Below are 16,230 nucleotides of genomic sequence, written 5' to 3'. Positions count from 1 at the left end.
CCGGCCGGTGGTCGAAACCACCGAGCTAATTCAGGCTGGCGCCTCTGCGGGGCGCCAGTTCAGGGGGTAAAGGCATAGAGCCTTACCCACCGTTGTTCATGTACTCCATATCCTCGGTGGCACCGCCTCGCGGCCTAGCAATTCCGGGCGCAGCAGACGCCACATGTCGATCAGCCAGGCCCGTGCATGCAAGGCCTCGCCGGCCAGGCAGCGGCCGATCAGAAGACCGGGCAGCTGCGTCAGATCGCCCCGCACCTGACTCGGCCATTCGCGGCATCGTTCCAGCAACTCGGGCTGTATTTCACCGCTTACGATCAATGTGGCAAACACCGGCTGACCATCAAGGCCAATCGGCGAATCCAGCAGGCCGTCACCACCAGCCACTCGCTGACGCTCGTGCCAGAGCAGTTCGCCGTCACGGCGGATGTCCAGCTGCGCCTGGAAGTGGCCTGCGTCGAAGCGCTCGCCGCTGGCTGGCCGGCCGAGCGCGATGATGTCCCAGTAGAACAGCCTGGCGTCACCCTCCAGCTCGATGGAGGTGCTCAGCTCGGCCTGCGCAGCGGAGTAAACGATGCTTTCCTGTGGCAACCATTCCAGAGTGGCGTCGGCCTCGACGCGCAAGTGCACGTTCTGAAACGCCGGTCCGCCAGCTCGATACCACTTCGCTGCGCCAGGGCTGGTCAGCTGCGCCCAGGCCCGCTGACCAACCGTGGCGCTGATGTCCAGACGATCACCGCCGGCAATGCCGCCCGGCGGGTGCACGATGATGTGTTGGCAGACCTCCGGCCCTTCCGGGTAGAGGTGCTTCTGAACCCGCAGCGGGCCGCTGTGCCGCCGCAGCACCGGGCGCGTCGAGTCGTCGAAGCGGGCATAGCTCAGCTCGAGTTCGGCGTTCCAGTGAGGCGTGAATAGCGGAGTAAGAGCAGTCATGAACCTTGAAATCAATGATTTGATAAACGAGGCGAGCAATTGTCGTGCCTCTCGCGCCACGGCGGTGCGCGGGCCGGGACTCACGGGCGACTGAAGGGTATAGAGAATGACTTCGATGTTCTCGGATATGGCCTTTGCGCACCTGAACGGTGCGAAGCAAGCAATCGACACTGCTCGCGCACCCGTTTGGTGCGCCCCGAGCAGGGTTTGCCCATAGCGTTCCGCTTGATTGGTTACTGATCCACAGGAGCTCTATCAGATCGACTGGGCGGTCACCGAAATAGCTTGTTGCCAGCATCACGCTGCTTTATGGCCCTTTATCTCTTCCAAGCTGCTCGTTTGACGAGGGTGCAAGCGAGTGCCAATGTCAGTCAGGCGAAGAGTTCCGATATGTCCGGCGGCGGTCGCGCGTTCCACCGGTTTGCTCGCGGCAGTCGGCTATCGCTCGGTGGCACACATAACAACAAGATCCACGGAGACGCCGCATTGAATCTATTGTTCCAGCAAGTGCTCAATGGCCTGACCCTGGGCAGCATCTATGGGTTGGTCGCCCTTGGCCTGACGCTCGTTTACGGCATCCTGCACATTCCCAATTTTGCCCACGGCGCGCTGTACATGGTCGGCGCGTTCGCGTCGTACTTCTTCATGACCGATCTCGGCCTGCACTACTGGATCGCCATGCTGGCGTCCGGCGTCGTGGTGGCTGTACTGGCAGTGCTGTCCGAGCGGTTGGTCTTTCACCCGCTGCGCAATGCGCCGCCGATCCACGACAAGATCGCGGCAATCGGCATCCTGCTGTTTCTCGAAGCGGTGGTGCAGATGCTCTGGGGCTCGGACTTCCGCCGCATGGCCTCGCCCTATGGCGGCATCCTCAACTTCGATGGTCTGATCATCCCCGAGCAGCGCCTGCTGATCATCGTCGGCGCGTTCACGCTGATGCTGGCGCTGCACCTGTTCCTGCGCAAGACGATGCTGGGTTCGACCATCATCGCCATGGCCCAGAGCCGCGAAGGCGCGATCCTCGTCGGTATCGACTCCAACCGCGTGGCGATGCTGACCTTCGCCATCTCCGGAATGCTCGCCGCCTTCGCCGCGACGCTCTACGCACCGATCAACCTGGTGTACCCGGCGATGGGGCACCTTGTGATCATGAAGGCCTTCGTGATCATCGTGCTCGGCGGCATGGGCAGCATTCCGGGCGCCATCATCGGCGCCATGATCCTTGGCTTCGCCGAGAGCTTCGGCGGCTTCTACCTGTCCTCGGATTACAAGGACATCATCGCCTTCTCGCTGCTGGTGGTGATCCTGTCCTTCCGCCCGACCGGGCTGTTCGCCAAGGGGGCTCACTGATGCATCGTTTCGCGTCCTTACTGACCGGTCGTGGCGCCAAGTTGGCGTTGCTGGCTCTGGCCCTGGCCTTCCCGCTATTCGCCAAGAGCGAATATCAGGTCTATGTGATGGCTAGCGCCTTCATCTGGGCCATCGCGGTTTACGGCCTGAACATCATTACCGGCTACTGTGGCCAGCTGAATCTGGCCCACGGCGGCTTCTTCGCCATCGGTGCCTACACGCTTGCGATTCTCACGGCTGACCATGGCTGGAATTTCTGGCCGGCGTTCGTGGCGGCGGCGTTGGTCTCGGCAGCGGTGGGTGCGTTGGTCGGCATCGTCTCGCTGCGCCTGAGGGAGCACTTCTTCGCGATCTTCACGCTCTGTGTCGGCTTCATCATTTACCTGCTGATCGACAAGTGGGAAGAGCTGACCCACGGCGCCATTGGCATTCGCGGCATCGCCGCGCCGGACGGCTTCGGGCTGGTGGATTTCAGCCAGACGGTGCCCTTCTACTATCTCGCGCTGCTGTTTCTGGTCCTGGCGATCTGGTTTGCCGGGCGGCTGGCTCGCTCGCTGCTGGGGCGTACCTTCATGGCGATCCGCAACGGCGATGCGCTGGCCCAATCACTGGGCATCGACCTGATGCGCAACAAGCTGCTGGCTTTCGTCCTCTCGACCACCTATGCCGGTGTCGCCGGTGGGCTTTACGCCTCAATGATTCGCTTCATCGGCCCCGAAGAAGCCAACCCCAACCACACCTTCGACATGATCACCTATCTGCTGGTGGGTGGCTTCGGCACCCTGTTCGGGCCGCTGGCCGGCACCGTGGGGATCGTCTGGATCACCCAGTCGATGCAGGTCCTTGCTGACTACCGAATGATCATCTTCGGCCCGCTGATCGTGGTGCTGGTGATCTTCATGCCCCGTGGCGTGATCGGCACCTTCCTTGGCTGGAAGCTGCGCAATGACACCGCAGCAGCCCGGGCGAATGACCCGCGTGCCGCCACCAAGGTCACCCCAGGCAACGAGGTGAACAACAATGCTTAAGGTCGAAAACCTGACACGTATGTTTGGCGGGCTGGCGGCGGTCCATGACGTCAGCGTCGAGTTCGAAACGCGCAAGATCAACGCCATCATCGGCCCCAACGGCGCGGGCAAGAGCACCTTCTTCAACCTGATTTCCGGCGTACACAAACCCAGCTCCGGGCGCATCCTTATCGACGGCCATGACGTGTCACGGATGCGTTGCGACCGTGTGGCCCGGCTCGGAGTTGGTCGTACGTTCCAGACCACGCACCTTTTCGAGCAGGCCACCGTTCTGGACAACCTGATCGTCGGCCATCGGCTGCGGACCCGTTCCGGCCTGTGGGACGTGCTGATCAACTCCAAACGCCTGCAGCAAGAGGAACGTGAGTGCCGCGAAAAGGCCCGCGCTGCGCTGGATTTCGTCGGCCTTGCGCACCTTGAGAATCGTGTGGTGCTGGATATCTCTCAAGAGGAGCGCAAGCGCGTCGCCTTTGCCCTGGCGCTGGCCACCGTGCCGAAGCTGGTGCTGCTCGACGAACCGGCGGCAGGCGTCAATCCGGAAGAAACCGAAGGGCTGGCGCAGCTGATCCGCAAGATGCCCGAACACGGCCTGACCGTGTGCCTGATCGAACACAAGATGGACATGATCATGGGGCTGGCGGACAAGATCATGGTGCTCAATTACGGCGAGAAGATCGCCGAGGGCACGCCCGCCGAAATCAAGGCGAACCCGGCCGTCATCGAAGCCTACCTGGGGAGTGACTACGATGCTGCAGCTTGATCAGGTCGATGTCTGCTACGGCAGTTTCAAGGCGCTCACCCAGGTTTCCATGACGGTTGGCGCCGGCGAACTGGTGGTGCTGCTCGGCGCCAACGGTGCCGGCAAGACCACCTTGTTCAACACCATCAGCGGGTTGCTCAAGCCAACCGCTGGCAGCATTACGCTGGAGGGCAAGCGCATCGACGGCCTCAAGCCTTCCGGCCTGGTTGCCGCTGGCGTTGTGCACTGCCCGGAAGGGCGCAAGCTGTTCCCGCAGATGTCCGTCTCGCAGAATCTCGCCCTCGGTGCCTATCTGCATCGCCGCGACGGCGAGGGCAACAAGCGCAATCTGAAGGAAGTGCTCGACCTGTTTCCCATCCTGCACGACAAACGCAACCAGCCGGCCGGCTCGCTGAGCGGTGGCCAGCAGCAGATGGTGGCGATCGGCCGAGCATTGATGAGCCGCCCGCGGCTGTTGATGCTCGACGAACCTTCGCTGGGGCTGGCGCCGTTGGTTGTCAACCAGATGTTCGAGGTGATCTCGCGCATCAACAAATCCGGCACCAGCGTGCTGCTAGCCGAACAAAATGCGTTTGCCGCGTTGAAGATCGCTCACCGGGCCTATGTCATCGAAGGCGGCAGCTTGGTGATGGAGGGTGACCAGCAGGCCATGCTGGGTAACGAAGCCGTGCGCAAAGCCTATATCGGCGCCTGAACAGTCATGACCCAGGAGATAACAATGAAAACGCTCAAAGCGCTTGGACTGGCAATCGCCGCCGCCTTTACTTCTTCACAGGTGTTAGCCGAGCAGACGCTCAATATCGGTTTCACCGGCCCGCTCAGCGGCGGCGCCGCGCTCTACGGTGAGAACACCCTGTCCGGCCTGCGCATGGCAGTCGAGGACGCCAACAAGGCCGGTGGCTTGAAGATCGGCGACGAGACCTACAAGGTCAATCTCATCAGCCTGGACGACAAGTATTCACCGAGCCAGGCGGCGACCAACGCCAAGCGGCTGGTGAAGGAGTCGAAGGCCGCTGCAGTCTTCGTCCCGCATACCGGTGGCGTGTTCGCCCTGCAGGACTTCAACGTCGCCGATGATTTCCTGATCATGGCCTACACCAGCGTTCCGTCGGTGACCGAGCAGGGCAATCCGCTGACCGTGCGCATCCCGCCGGAATTCACCGGCTACGTCGATGCCTTCTCCGACTACGCGCTCAAGCATTACGGCAAGAAGCTCGGCATCGCTGGCGCGACCCACGAGTACGCCAAGATCTGGACCGACATGATGACCAAGGCCTGGGAGGAGAAGGGCGGGGAAATCGTCGAAAGCAATCCCATGGACTACAACAAGTCGACCGACTTCTATACCGGCGTCAGCCGCGTGATCGCCTCAAATCCGGACGTGATGTTCGTCGGCGGTGCGTCGGAGCCGACTGGGCTGGTCATGCAGCAGGCGCGGCAGCTCGGGTTCCCGGGTGGATTCATCGTCATGGACCAGGCCAAGCTGGATGAAATCGCTGCGGTCACTGGCGGTTTCGATCTGCTGGAAGGTGCCATCGGTGTGGTGCCGCTGTCCGAGTACGAGGGCGAAGCGGCCAAGGCCTTTGTCGAGCGCTACAAACAGGCTCACGGCAAGGTGCCGGGCTCCGAAGCGGCTTATAACTACCTGGCCTTTCATGCCATGGCCAAGGCGATGGAGCTGGCCGGTAGCACCGAACCCCAGCAGGTCCGCGCCAAAATGGCCGAGGCGATCAGCGCAATGGATCCGAAGTACAACCTCTACTCGATCGACGGCATCACGGACGATGGTGGTTTCATAACCCCGACCACCATGGCCGTGGTAGAAGGCGGCAAGATCGTGCGTAAGGACATCGGCGAGTAAGTGCTTGGGGGCAGAAACGCACCCTGTACTGGAGTTCCTGGCTCCGGGCAGCATGATCGAGACGGCCCGCGCCGAGAGCATGATTGCTGAGCGTTCCGCTGGGTTCCCACGCTGCGCGTGAGAACCCAGACTTCACCTATCAGAACCGGCCAATGATCAGTCGTATCGGGGCATTGGGTCCCGGCGATAACGACCGTATCCCGTGTATTCCAGCCAGGTCCCGATCAGGTCTGTCTGGCCAACGCCGGGCACCTCCCAGTTACAGACCCCTGCCGGAAAGACCTGGGTCAGCCGTGCGTATTCCGCCGAGCTGAAATCCACTGAGTAGTCCCGCGGGTCGACCGCCTTCAACTGGCATCTGATGATGTTCGACTCGATAGGGCCGCCGGCCACCATCCGTGGCGAGGGGAACGCCGGGTAGAGGTCGTTGCAGGTCGAGGTGCCGGGACCACCAAAGCGCTGCGTCTCGGCAATGAAGTTCGGCCGCGTTTCGCGCGTCCAGCAGCCGTCCCGCAGATCGGCGGGCTTGTTGCGCACCACCTTCACGGCACGTGGCGCGCTACTGGTGTCAGCGGTAATGCGCGCCAGCCAGCGATCCATCGCCTCCAGTGCACGGTCCTGGATATAAGCGACGCGCCCCGTGTAGGCCGCATCGTCCGCCGCGTTGCTGCCGCCGCTCCACATCACGTGATTATCGACATGCCCGTTGGCTTGGCGCAGACGCTCGCGGGTGGAGAAATGGTGAAATTTCAGATGAATGTCACCGCCGGGTTGCAGGTCTGTGTACAGCTGGTCGTAATCCAGAATCGGCATCGAGGCCAGCCCGCCGCCGCCATTGAGCATGCGTCCGGTCTTGTACGCCGCGAGCGTGGCCCGCAGGTCCGCGGTCATGCGTTGGGGCGTGAAGTTGGCGTCGATGTCCATGCCGCCGATCTTTTCGTTCAGGTCGAGAAACTGCTCGGTGCTGATCTGACCAGCATTCAGCGCGTCCAACCCGTACTGGACGCCGACGTTATCCAGCGGACGGCGCGCAAAGCCGGTCTGCGGATCCACGCCATAGCTGTTGACCGCGTGATCGTAGATAGTCGCCCGGGCACCGTTAGGGTTGTCGGTTGGGTGATAACGCAACGAGGGATCGACCGAAGCGTCGAATTCGGCTGACGCTCGGTCGGGACGACCGGGCACGGGGTCTAGGCGTGCGGCACCGTTGTCGAGGTTGGGAATGGTGGCGAAGACACCGAAGCCGGAAGCCGCCCGCAGTTGTTCTTCGGTCCAGGTCAGGTCGGTGTTCTGGTAGTAGTGCCAGAGCAGACGCGAGTCGGCGAGGGTATACGCAGTGCCGAAGCCAACTTCCGGGAAACTGCAGGAGGGGATAATGCCGTCGAGCAGGCCAGGGTAGTTGTCACCGATCTGATGCTGCTGATACGAGCCACCCGAGCAGCCCCAGCCGATGGTATAGCGCGGCCGGCCATAGGTTTCGATGAAGCGCTCTTTGACCATCATCATGGTCTCGGCGGCCAGCATGTCGTCGCAGTTGTTGCCGAACACGTTCAATGATGCCGAGGCCGTGGCGAAGCCACGCGACAGCTGGCGATGGTCGAGTACGCCGCCGGTGCTGTTGCCCTGGCGGTACCAGCCCGACCGGCACCCGCCACCAAAGTTGTAGACCAGCCGGCCGTTCCAGGCGCCGTCGCGCTGAACGATTGACGGGCCGGGCCGCGTCGGGTCATCCAGCACGGCGGTCTGGTAAATGGCGCGGTTGATGACCCCGGTCTCCAGCCGCACCACGTAGGGCACGGTAACGCCGTCAAGGGTGGTGGTCATGGCGAGGTCACCGGGCGGCACCTGTGGGTCGTAGCGGCGGAACTGTCCAGATTGGGTGCGATAGAGGTAATCCACGCGGCGTCCAATGGTGCAGTTCTCGTCAAGCGGTGCGCCCAGCGTTCCGCCGCCCGGATAGACCTGGAACTCATTGGTTTCGCAGACGAACGGTGCCTGCTTCGGGCCAGCGAAAACAGGCCCGGAGAGTGGATGGGAAATCAATGTCAGCCAGGCGGGGCCGCTGCCTCGGACCTGTGCAATGAGCCGGTTGCGGCCGTCATCGAGCCCTTCAACCAACCCGATCATGGAGCCACCGTTCTCGCTCAGACGGAACGCGCCGGTGACGTCTGTGTCGTTCAACCTGACGCGCAGCCCTTCAGCAGCGGCCGGGTTCTGCAGGCCGATACGGATCAGGGCGTCGCCGCCGCTGAGTTTGTCCGGTCGGTTAGACAGGCTTTCGAGCACTAGCCGCGGCGCCGCCTGAGCGGCACTGCAGATTGCGAGCGAAAGTGAAACGAGGCCGTACCGAATGGCACGGTGGGTACACCGGTTTTTTATTATTTTCATTGGAGTCTTCCTCGGTTTACGGGGGTTGCCGCAAGGCGTACTTGCACCGGAAAGCCGATTGCACGCGAGGTCTGGCCTGGTTGCCTGCGTGACGTTCAGCGTAGAAGCCGAACGAGCAGTTGCTTCGCTTCGCCGACCGCCGGCTAGGTCCGCCCCAAAAGGGCGCACTTGGCGGGAGGCGGGGCCGCGCGCAGCCAGCCGAGTACCCCAACTCTGCTGATCAGAGTCCAAACGCTTGCTGCGGTTCTGCCGGCGACCCAGGTAGACAGGCGTAACGGCGCAGCAATCGCGAGCTGAAACTGATCCGTTAGGATCGCTGGAGATAAAAGGCGATGCGTCTAGGTGTGCTCACCCGCCCGGGCCATAACCAGACCGACTCGTATGCAACTGAATTGACCGGACGATGGCCGTAATGCGCTGCACGACCCGGGCGGGCGGTGCCTTGCGGGTGCCATTGTTCGGCATCCTCAGCGAATATCGTTGACCATAACCACTGCAGCGCCTGGGTGGGGGCGCGTTTGAGTAGCCAGTGATAGCCACTCGTTAGGTGTCGATTAGCTGATCTCGCTCAGATCGCCACCAGCCCCCTCACCCCTTCGGTTTCCATGGTCTCGCCGCGGCCCTGCTGGATGATTTCGCCGCGGCTCATCACCAGGTACTGGTCGGCGAGTTCGGCAGCGAAGTCGTAGAACTGCTCGACCAGCAGGATCGCCATGTCCCCGCGGGCGGCAAGTTTCTTGATCACGACGCCGATCTCCTTGATCACCGAGGGCTGGATGCCTTCGGTGGGCTCATCGAGGATCAGTAGGCGGGGCTTGCTGGCTAGCGCGCGGCCGATGGCCAGTTGTTGCTGTTGGCCGCCGGACAGATCGCCGCCGCGGCGATGCTTCATTTCCTTTAGCACCGGGAATAGCTCGTAGATGAACTCGGGTACTTCCTTGGCCTCTTTCGCGCTGAACCGCGACAGGCCCATCAGCAGATTCTCTTCCACAGTGAGGCGACCAAAAATCTCCCGCCCCTGAGGTACATAGGCGATGCCAGCGTGCACGCGCTGGTGGGTTTTGAAGCCAGTGATCGGCTTGCCCTCCCAGTTCACCGCGCCTTCCTTGGCCGGGATCAGGCCCATCAGGCATCTGAGCAGTGTGGTCTTGCCGACGCCGTTACGCCCGAGCAGGCAGGTGACTTCGCCGATCTTTGCGTCGAACGACAGGCCGCGGAGGATGTGGCTGCCGCCGTAGTACTGATGCAGTTGTTGGACTTGCAGCATGTGCGACTCCTTTACTCTGGTGGATAAGCCTCTGGCGTTATCCACCCTACGATTAGGTTTGCGTTGATGCGGGCGTGGACGTTCGGCGGGCGTAGGGTGGATGACGCTTCACCCATCCACCATGGGATGTCATGGCTGACGAGAAGGTCGCCACCCACCCTTCGAATAATTCACCGTCCGAGATACACCTCGATCACTCGCTCATCGTTCTGCACTGTTTCGAGCGAGCCCTCGGCCAGGACCTGGCCCTGGTGCAGCACGGTGACGTGGTCGGCGATGGTGTCGACGAAGCCCATGTCGTGCTCGACCACCATCAGCGAGTGCTTGCGCGCCAGGGACTTGAACAGCTCGGCGGTGAACTCGGTTTCGGCGTCCGTCATGCCGGCCACTGGCTCGTCGAGCAGCAACAGTTGCGGGTCCTGCATGAGCAGCATGCCGATCTCGAGAAACTGCTTCTGGCCGTGGGACAGCAAGCCGGCCGGGCGCCGGCGCGAGGTATCCAGGCGAATGGTATTCAGCACTTCGTCGATGCGGTCCTTCTGCTTGCCGTTGAGCTTGGCTCTCAGGCTGGCCCATACAGACTTGTCGGTTTTCTGGGCCAGCTCCAGGTTTTCGAATACAGAAAGCGCTTCGAACACCGTGGGCTTCTGGAACTTGCGACCGATGCCGGACTGGGCGATTTCGACTTCGCTCATGCGCGTCAGGTCGAGGGTGTCGCCGAAGAACGCCGTGCCGCTGTCGGGACGGGTCTTGCCGGTGATGACGTCCATCATGGTGGTTTTGCCGGCGCCGTTGGGGCCGATGATGCAGCGCAGCTCACCCACGCCGATGTACAGGCTGAGGTTGGTCAGCGCCTTGAACCCATCGAAGCTGACGTTGATGTCTTCAAGGCTGAGGATGGTGCCGTGGCGGGCATCGAGGCCGGCGCTCTTCGCTCGGCCGAGGCCGATGGCATCGCGGCCGCTGCCGCTGTCCGCCGGGTCGATCAGCTCGGGTACGGGTGCGGTTTTCATTGTTCGCCCCTCCGGCGCAGCAATCCGATGACGCCTTTTGGCAGGTACAGGGTAACGATGATGAACAGCGCGCCGAGGGCGAACAGCCAATATTCAGGGAAGGCCACGGTGAACCAGCTCTTCATGCCGTTGACGATGCCGGCGCCCAGCAGCGGGCCAACCAGCGTGCCGCGACCGCCCAGTGCAACCCAGACGGCCGCCTCGATGGATTGGGTCGGGGCCATCTCGCTGGGGTTGATGATGCCCACCTGCGGCACGTAGAGCGCCCCGGCCAGGCCGCAGAGCACCGCCGACAGGGTCCAGATAAATAGCTTGTAGCCCCGCGGATCGTAGCCGCAGAACATCAGGCGATTTTCCGCATCGCGCAGCGCGGTCAGTACGCGACCGAACTTGCTGCGCGCTAGCTTCCAGCCCAAGAACAGGCTGCCAACGAGCAGCGCGACTGTAGCCAGGAACAGCGTGGCGCGGGTGGCCGGGGCCGAGATCGAAAAGCCGAGAATGGTCTTGAAGTCGGTGAAGCCGTTGTTGCCACCGAAGCCGGTTTCATTGCGGAAGAACAACAGCATGCCGGCGAAGGTCAGCGCCTGGGTCATGATCGAGAAGTAGACGCCCTTGATCCGCGAACGGAAGGCGAAGAAGCCGAATACGAAGGCCAGCAAGCCCGGAGCTAGCACCACCAGGCACATGGCCCAGAGAAAGCTGGAGGTGCCGTACCAGTACCAGGGCAGCTCGGTCCAGGCGAGAAAGCTCATGAAGGCCGGCAGCCCGTCGCCGGCACTTTCACGCATCAAGTACATGCCCATGGCGTAGCCGCCGAGGGCGAAGAACAAACCGTGGCCGAGCGACAGCAGGCCCGCGTAACCCCAGACCAGATCCAGCGCCAGGGCAACGATGGCGTAGCAGAGGATCTTGCCCACCAGCGTCAGGGTGTAGGCCGAGACATGGAAGGCGTTGTCTGCCGGCAGCAGGTGCAGCAGCGGCATGGCCAGCAGAATGGCGAGTACCACGCCGAGGGCGACGATTGTCAATGTTGGGCCGGCTTTCTGCGCGGCCGTGATGGTGAGTGGCTGGTTCATGCGCAGCTCTCCTGTAGGAGCGAGCTTGCTCGCGAACAAAGGGTTGGTATCTGAACGTAAGCCGTTACGCATGAAAGGCGTGGCGCAACGCAGCGGAAATCTTGCGCGGCAACCCTGCGTAGGTTCGTTCTGCAATACGGCGCGTAGCTCGGTTCGCGAGCAAGCTCGCTCCTACTGCGATGCGGCAGGCGGTGGGTCGATGGCGGCATCAATCGATCACCCTCCCTTTCAGCGCGAAGAGTCCCTGCGGTCGCTTCTGGATGAAGAGGATGATCAGCGCGAGGATCAGGATCTTGCCCAGCACGGCGCCGATCTGCGGTTCGAGAATCTTGTTGGCGATGCCAAGGCCGAAGGCGGCGAAGATGCTGCCGGCCAGTTGACCGACGCCGCCGAGCACCACGACGAGGAAGGAATCGATGATGTAGCCTTGGCCCAAATCCGGACCGACGTTACCGATCTGGCTCAGCGCCACGCCCCCTAGCCCCGCAATGCCGGAGCCGAGGCCAAAGGCCATCATGTCGATGCGGCCAGTGGGCACGCCGCAGCAGGCAGCCATGTTGCGGTTCTGGGTCACGGCGCGCACGTTCAGGCCCAGGCGGGTCTTGTTCAGCAGCAGCCAGGTCAAGAGCACCACGAACAGCGCGAAACCGATGATCACCATGCGGTTGTACGGCAGCACCAGGTTCGGCAGCACTTGCAGGCCGCCGGACAGCCAGCCGGGGTTGGCGACCTCGACGTTCTGCGCGCCGAATAAGACGCGCACTAGCTGGATCAGGATCAGGCTGATGCCCCAGGTTGCCAGCAGAGTTTCCAGCGGACGTCCGTAGAGGTGGCGGATCACGGTGCGCTCCAGCGCCATGCCAATGGCGGCGGTAACGAAGAACGCAACGGGCAATGCCACCAGTGGATAGAACGCCAAGGCTTCCGGCACGAGCCGCGCCATCAGCACTTGCACCATGTAGGTGGTGTAGGCGCCGAGCATCAGCATTTCGCCGTGGGCCATGTTGATCACGCCGAGCAGCCCGAAGGTGATGGCCAGACCCAGCGCGGCGAGCAGCAGGATCGAACCCAGCGACAGGCCGCTGAAGGCTTGGCCGAGCAGTTCGCCGATCAAGAGCTTGCGCTTGACCTGGGCCAGGCTGGTTTCAGCCGCCTTGCGCACGGCGGTGTCGGTCTCGGCTTCATCGGTCAGCAGGTTTTCCAACCGCACCCTCGCCAGTGGCGCACCGGTTTCGCCGAGCAGGCGCACAGCGGCCAGGCGCACAGCCGGGTCTTCAGCACTCAGTTGCAGATTAGCCAGAGTCAAAGTCAGGGCTTCGCTCACGGCCGGGTCATCTTCGGCTTCCAAGCGTTGCTGCAGCAGCGGCAGCTGCTCCGGTTGGCCACTTCGCTGCAGTCGCTTGGCCGCCGCGAGTCGTTGGGCAGGATCGTTGGAGAAGAGCTGGTGGCTGGCTAACGCTCTATTCAGCAAGCCACGCAGGCGGTTGTTCAGTCGCAGCTTCTTCGGCGTGCTGACGGGCTCGGCGTCGCCTTCGAGGGCGCGGTAATTACCGTCTTCCTCAATGAAGGGCGTCTTGTTCTTGTCGATCACCACGCGGCTGGCGCGTAGCGCTTCTATCAGTGGCAGCCGTTCTGGATCGGGCGAAATGGCCCAGCTTTCCAGCAGCTTCGCCTGTTTGGCCGGGCTGGTCTTGGCGTAATCGGCTGCGTCTCCGGCCTGCGCCGCCCAGGGCAGGGCCAGCAGGAGCAGCAGCAATAGTCGGTGCAGGGCAGTGTTCATTCAGGCATTCCCCAGGGGAAGACGCGTGCTCTCTTGGCGGAGCTGACGGAGGATAGAGTGGCGCAGACGGCGTAGTTTCGTAGGGTGGGCTTCAGCCCACCGATGACACCACTGGTGGGCTGAAGCCCACCCTACGGACTGAAGCCCACCGATTACGTTACTGGTGGGCTGAGGCGGATCGCCGCCTGGCCCACCCTACGAGCTGGTGGGCTAAAGCCCACCCTACAAAAGCCGTACGGCGTTGTTGTCACGCCAATCAGTTCGACTTCACCGCATAGTCCGGCTTCTTGTCGTTACCGGGAATGTAGGGGCTCCACGGCTGCGCACGAACGGGGCTTTCGGTTTCCCAGACCACCGAGAACTGACCGTCGTCCTGAACTTCCCCGATCATTACCGGCTTGTGCAGGTGGTGGTTCTTCTCGTCCATGGTCAGGGTGTAGCCGCTCGGCGCTTCGAAGGTCTGACCGGCCAGTGCGTCGCGCACTTTGCCAACGTCGGTGGTGCCGGCTTTCTCGACCGCCTGGGCCCACATGTGGATGCCGACGTAGGTGGCTTCCATTGGGTCGTTGGTCACGGCCTTGTCAGCGCCAGGCAGGCCCTTGTCCTTGGCGTAGGCCTTCCACTTGCTAACGAAGGCATCGTTGACCGGGTTTTCCACCGACTGGAAGTAGTTCCAGGCGGCCAGGTGGCCAACCAGCGGCTTGGTGTCGATGCCGCGCAGTTCTTCTTCACCGACCGAGAAGGCCACGACCGGAACGTCGGTCGCGTCAAGGCCCTGGTTGGCCAGTTCCTTGTAGAACGGCACGTTGGAGTCGCCGTTGATGGTCGAGACCACCGCCGTCTTGCCGCCGGCGGAGAACTTCTTGATGTTGGCGACGATGGTTTGGTAGTCGCTGTGGCCGAATGGCGTGTAGACCTCTTCGATGCTGGATTCCGGTACGCCCTTGCTGATCAGGAAGGCGCGGAGGATCTTGTTGGTAGTGCGCGGGTAGACGTAGTCGGTGCCGAGCAGGAAAAAGCGTTCGGCGCTGCCGCCGTCTTCGCTCATCAGATACTCGACGGCCGGGATGGCCTGCTGGTTTGGCGCTGCGCCGGTGTAGAAGACGTTGGGCGACAGCTCTTCACCTTCGTACTGCACGGGGTAGAACAACAGGCCGTCGAGTTCTTCATAAACCGGCAGCACAGATTTGCGCGAAACCGAGGTCCAGCAACCAAAGGTCACCGCGACCTTATCCTGGGTCAGCAGCTGACGACCCTTCTCAGCGAACAGTGGCCAGTTGGATGCAGGGTCAACCACCACCGGCTCGAGCTGCTTGCCGAGCACGCCGCCCTTGGCGTTGATCTCGTCAATGGTCATCAGCGCCATGTCTTTTAGGGACGTTTCCGAGATGGCCATGGTGCCGGACAGCGAATGCAGGATGCCGACCTTGATGGTCTCGGCGGCCTGCAGGGTGAACGGGAACAGACCGCTGAGCATCAGGGCACTGGCGGCGAGGGTGGACTTCAGTAGGGGACGGCGTTTCATTGTGGGCGGCTCCTTGGCTGTCCATGCGCAACTGTGGGGTTGGTCCTTGGGGACATGAACCGCTATCGCAGCATCCGTGCCAATTCACCTGTAAACCGTCTGTTCCGGTGCTTTGCGGTCAATTCCCGAAATGCGCCTTATCGGGGCGTACGCGGGGCGTTGTCCGAAAAAGGTGCGCCTGGCGAGGTCATGGCGCACGCCATGCGCCGTTGTGGTGCCGATCGAGGCGCAGCAGGGATCCGATCGGTAAACAGCAATCTGATCGATCGACCACGCTGGCCCTTGCTGGCCGTCAATGCCCGTCCTAGCATGGCCGGCCTGTTATCAAAGGCTCCGCCATGCCTCGTTCTTCTCGCCCCCGTCCGCCTCGCCCTGCTGCAACGCGAACACCGCCTCGTCGTGTAGCCAAGGCGCCGCCGGCCGAGCCGCGCCTGCTGCTGTTGAACAAACCCTTCGATGTGCTCACGCAGTTCAACGATGCTGATGGGCGCGCCACACTCAAGGACTTCGTGCCGGTGCCAGGTGTGTATCCCGCCGGCCGCCTGGATCGGGACAGCGAAGGCCTGCTGCTGCTGACTAACGACGGGCAGCTGCAAGCGCGGATTGCCGACCCGAAGCACAAGCTGGCGAAAACCTATTGGGTTCAGGTGGAAGGCGAGGTGTCTATCGAACAGCTGCAGCGCTTACGCGACGGTGTCGAGCTCAACGATGGTCTGACGCTGCCGGCCGAAGCCCGGCAGCTCGACGAACCCGAGCTGTGGCCACGCAACCCGCCAGTGCGGTTTCGTAAGAGCGTGCCGACCTGCTGGCTGGAGCTGGTGATTCGTGAAGGGCGTAATCGCCAAGTGCGGCGTATGACCGCGGCGGTCGGTCTGCCAACCTTGCGGCTGGTGCGGGTGCAGATCGGGCCGTGGGCGCTGGATGGCCTGCAGCCCGGGGAATGGCGAGAAGTGCCGGCGCGCTTGTAACGCCAGCACGAGTCAAGATCAGTGCGGTATGCCCTGAGTGACTTCGATGATGTAGCCAATGATCGGCTTGGCGATAAAAGCAAACAGGCACAGACCCAGGCCCAGGAAGAGGATTGTCGTGCCGAGCCGGCCGGCCTTCGATTTTTTGGCCAGGTCCCAGATGATGAACGCCATGAAGGCTATCAGGCCACCGACCAGAACAATCATCATCCACTTCTCAAAAACTTCTGGCTCCACGCCTATCTCCTGACTGTTATGTACCAATGCGCACGGGCGGGCCGGGC

The 16,230-nt window shown here is 62.4% G+C and carries 14 protein-coding genes; 6 read left to right on the top strand and 8 right to left on the bottom strand.

From position 1 onward, the window contains the following. Positions 1 to 96: 96 nt before the first annotated feature. Positions 97 to 930 carry an urease accessory protein UreD gene (locus K4O48_RS17005; RefSeq protein WP_222909540.1) on the bottom strand — a complete coding sequence of 278 codons (834 nt, stop codon included), beginning with the start codon at positions 928 to 930 and terminating at the stop codon, positions 97 to 99. Positions 931 to 1,416: 486 nt separating this feature from the next. On the opposite strand from K4O48_RS17005, the gene K4O48_RS17000 reads away from it, so the two are divergent. From K4O48_RS17000 to K4O48_RS16980, 5 genes are read left to right on the top strand one after another with little or no spacing between them, the layout of a single operon-like run. Next, entirely contained in the window at positions 1,417 to 2,280 is an 864-nt protein-coding gene (locus K4O48_RS17000) for a branched-chain amino acid ABC transporter permease (RefSeq protein WP_222909539.1), read from the top strand. Continuing rightward, on the top strand, positions 2,280 to 3,308 hold the full coding sequence (locus K4O48_RS16995) for a branched-chain amino acid ABC transporter permease (protein ID WP_222909538.1): 1,029 nt from the start codon (positions 2,280 to 2,282) through the stop codon (positions 3,306 to 3,308). The genes K4O48_RS17000 and K4O48_RS16995 overlap by 1 nt, the downstream gene beginning before the upstream one ends. After that, a complete protein-coding gene (locus K4O48_RS16990) occupies positions 3,301 to 4,068 on the top strand; it encodes an ABC transporter ATP-binding protein (protein WP_222909537.1) in 768 nt (255 codons plus the stop codon). Before K4O48_RS16995 ends, K4O48_RS16990 begins: the two co-directional genes overlap by 8 nt. After that, a complete protein-coding gene (locus K4O48_RS16985; RefSeq protein ID WP_222909536.1) occupies positions 4,055 to 4,762 on the top strand; it encodes an ABC transporter ATP-binding protein in 708 nt (235 codons plus the stop codon). The genes K4O48_RS16990 and K4O48_RS16985 overlap by 14 nt, the downstream gene beginning before the upstream one ends. Before the next feature lie 24 nt (positions 4,763 to 4,786). After that, positions 4,787 to 5,929, top strand: coding sequence for an ABC transporter substrate-binding protein (locus K4O48_RS16980; RefSeq protein WP_222909535.1), 1,143 nt, complete (start codon positions 4,787 to 4,789; stop codon positions 5,927 to 5,929). Positions 5,930 to 6,085: 156 nt separating this feature from the next. Here K4O48_RS16980 and K4O48_RS16975 read toward each other — a convergent pair whose 3' ends face one another. From K4O48_RS16975 to urtA, 6 genes are all read right to left on the bottom strand, one after another. Next, complete coding sequence (locus K4O48_RS16975) at positions 6,086 to 8,317, bottom strand: DUF6351 family protein (protein WP_222909534.1); 2,232 nt, start codon at positions 8,315 to 8,317, stop codon at positions 6,086 to 6,088. 568 nt (positions 8,318 to 8,885) lie between these two features. Beyond that, positions 8,886 to 9,584 carry an urea ABC transporter ATP-binding subunit UrtE gene (gene urtE, locus K4O48_RS16970; RefSeq protein ID WP_222909533.1) on the bottom strand — a complete coding sequence of 233 codons (699 nt, stop codon included), beginning with the start codon at positions 9,582 to 9,584 and terminating at the stop codon, positions 8,886 to 8,888. 170 nt (positions 9,585 to 9,754) lie between these two features. Continuing rightward, positions 9,755 to 10,597, bottom strand: a complete 843-nt coding sequence (gene urtD / locus K4O48_RS16965; protein ID WP_222909532.1) for an urea ABC transporter ATP-binding protein UrtD — start codon at positions 10,595 to 10,597, stop codon at positions 9,755 to 9,757. Next, positions 10,594 to 11,673 (bottom strand): urea ABC transporter permease subunit UrtC, encoded by a 1,080-nt coding sequence (gene urtC / locus K4O48_RS16960; RefSeq protein ID WP_222909531.1) that lies wholly within the window; start codon positions 11,671 to 11,673, stop codon positions 10,594 to 10,596. Before urtC ends, urtD begins: the two co-directional genes overlap by 4 nt. 208 nt (positions 11,674 to 11,881) lie before the next feature. Further along, complete coding sequence (urtB, locus tag K4O48_RS16955) at positions 11,882 to 13,453, bottom strand: urea ABC transporter permease subunit UrtB (protein ID WP_222909530.1); 1,572 nt, start codon at positions 13,451 to 13,453, stop codon at positions 11,882 to 11,884. 256 nt (positions 13,454 to 13,709) lie between these two features. Continuing rightward, positions 13,710 to 14,978, bottom strand: a complete 1,269-nt coding sequence (gene urtA, locus K4O48_RS16950; RefSeq protein ID WP_222909529.1) for an urea ABC transporter substrate-binding protein — start codon at positions 14,976 to 14,978, stop codon at positions 13,710 to 13,712. Between the two features lie 338 nt (positions 14,979 to 15,316). Here urtA and K4O48_RS16945 point away from each other — a divergent pair, with 338 nt between their 5' ends. After that, on the top strand, positions 15,317 to 15,946 hold the full coding sequence (locus tag K4O48_RS16945) for a pseudouridine synthase (protein WP_260523650.1): 630 nt from the start codon (positions 15,317 to 15,319) through the stop codon (positions 15,944 to 15,946). Between the two features lie 18 nt (positions 15,947 to 15,964). Here K4O48_RS16945 and K4O48_RS16940 read toward each other — a convergent pair whose 3' ends face one another. Further along, complete coding sequence (locus tag K4O48_RS16940; protein ID WP_131649723.1) at positions 15,965 to 16,183, bottom strand: DUF2788 domain-containing protein; 219 nt, start codon at positions 16,181 to 16,183, stop codon at positions 15,965 to 15,967. Positions 16,184 to 16,230: the final 47 nt, after the last annotated feature.

The sequence above is a fragment of the Pseudomonas sp. DNDY-54 genome (genome assembly GCF_019880365.1).
Classification (GTDB): Bacteria; Pseudomonadota; Gammaproteobacteria; order Pseudomonadales; family Pseudomonadaceae; genus Stutzerimonas; species Stutzerimonas stutzeri_P.
The sequence above is the reverse complement of the archived record's forward strand: the minus strand, read 5'-3'. Positions and strand labels throughout refer to the sequence as shown.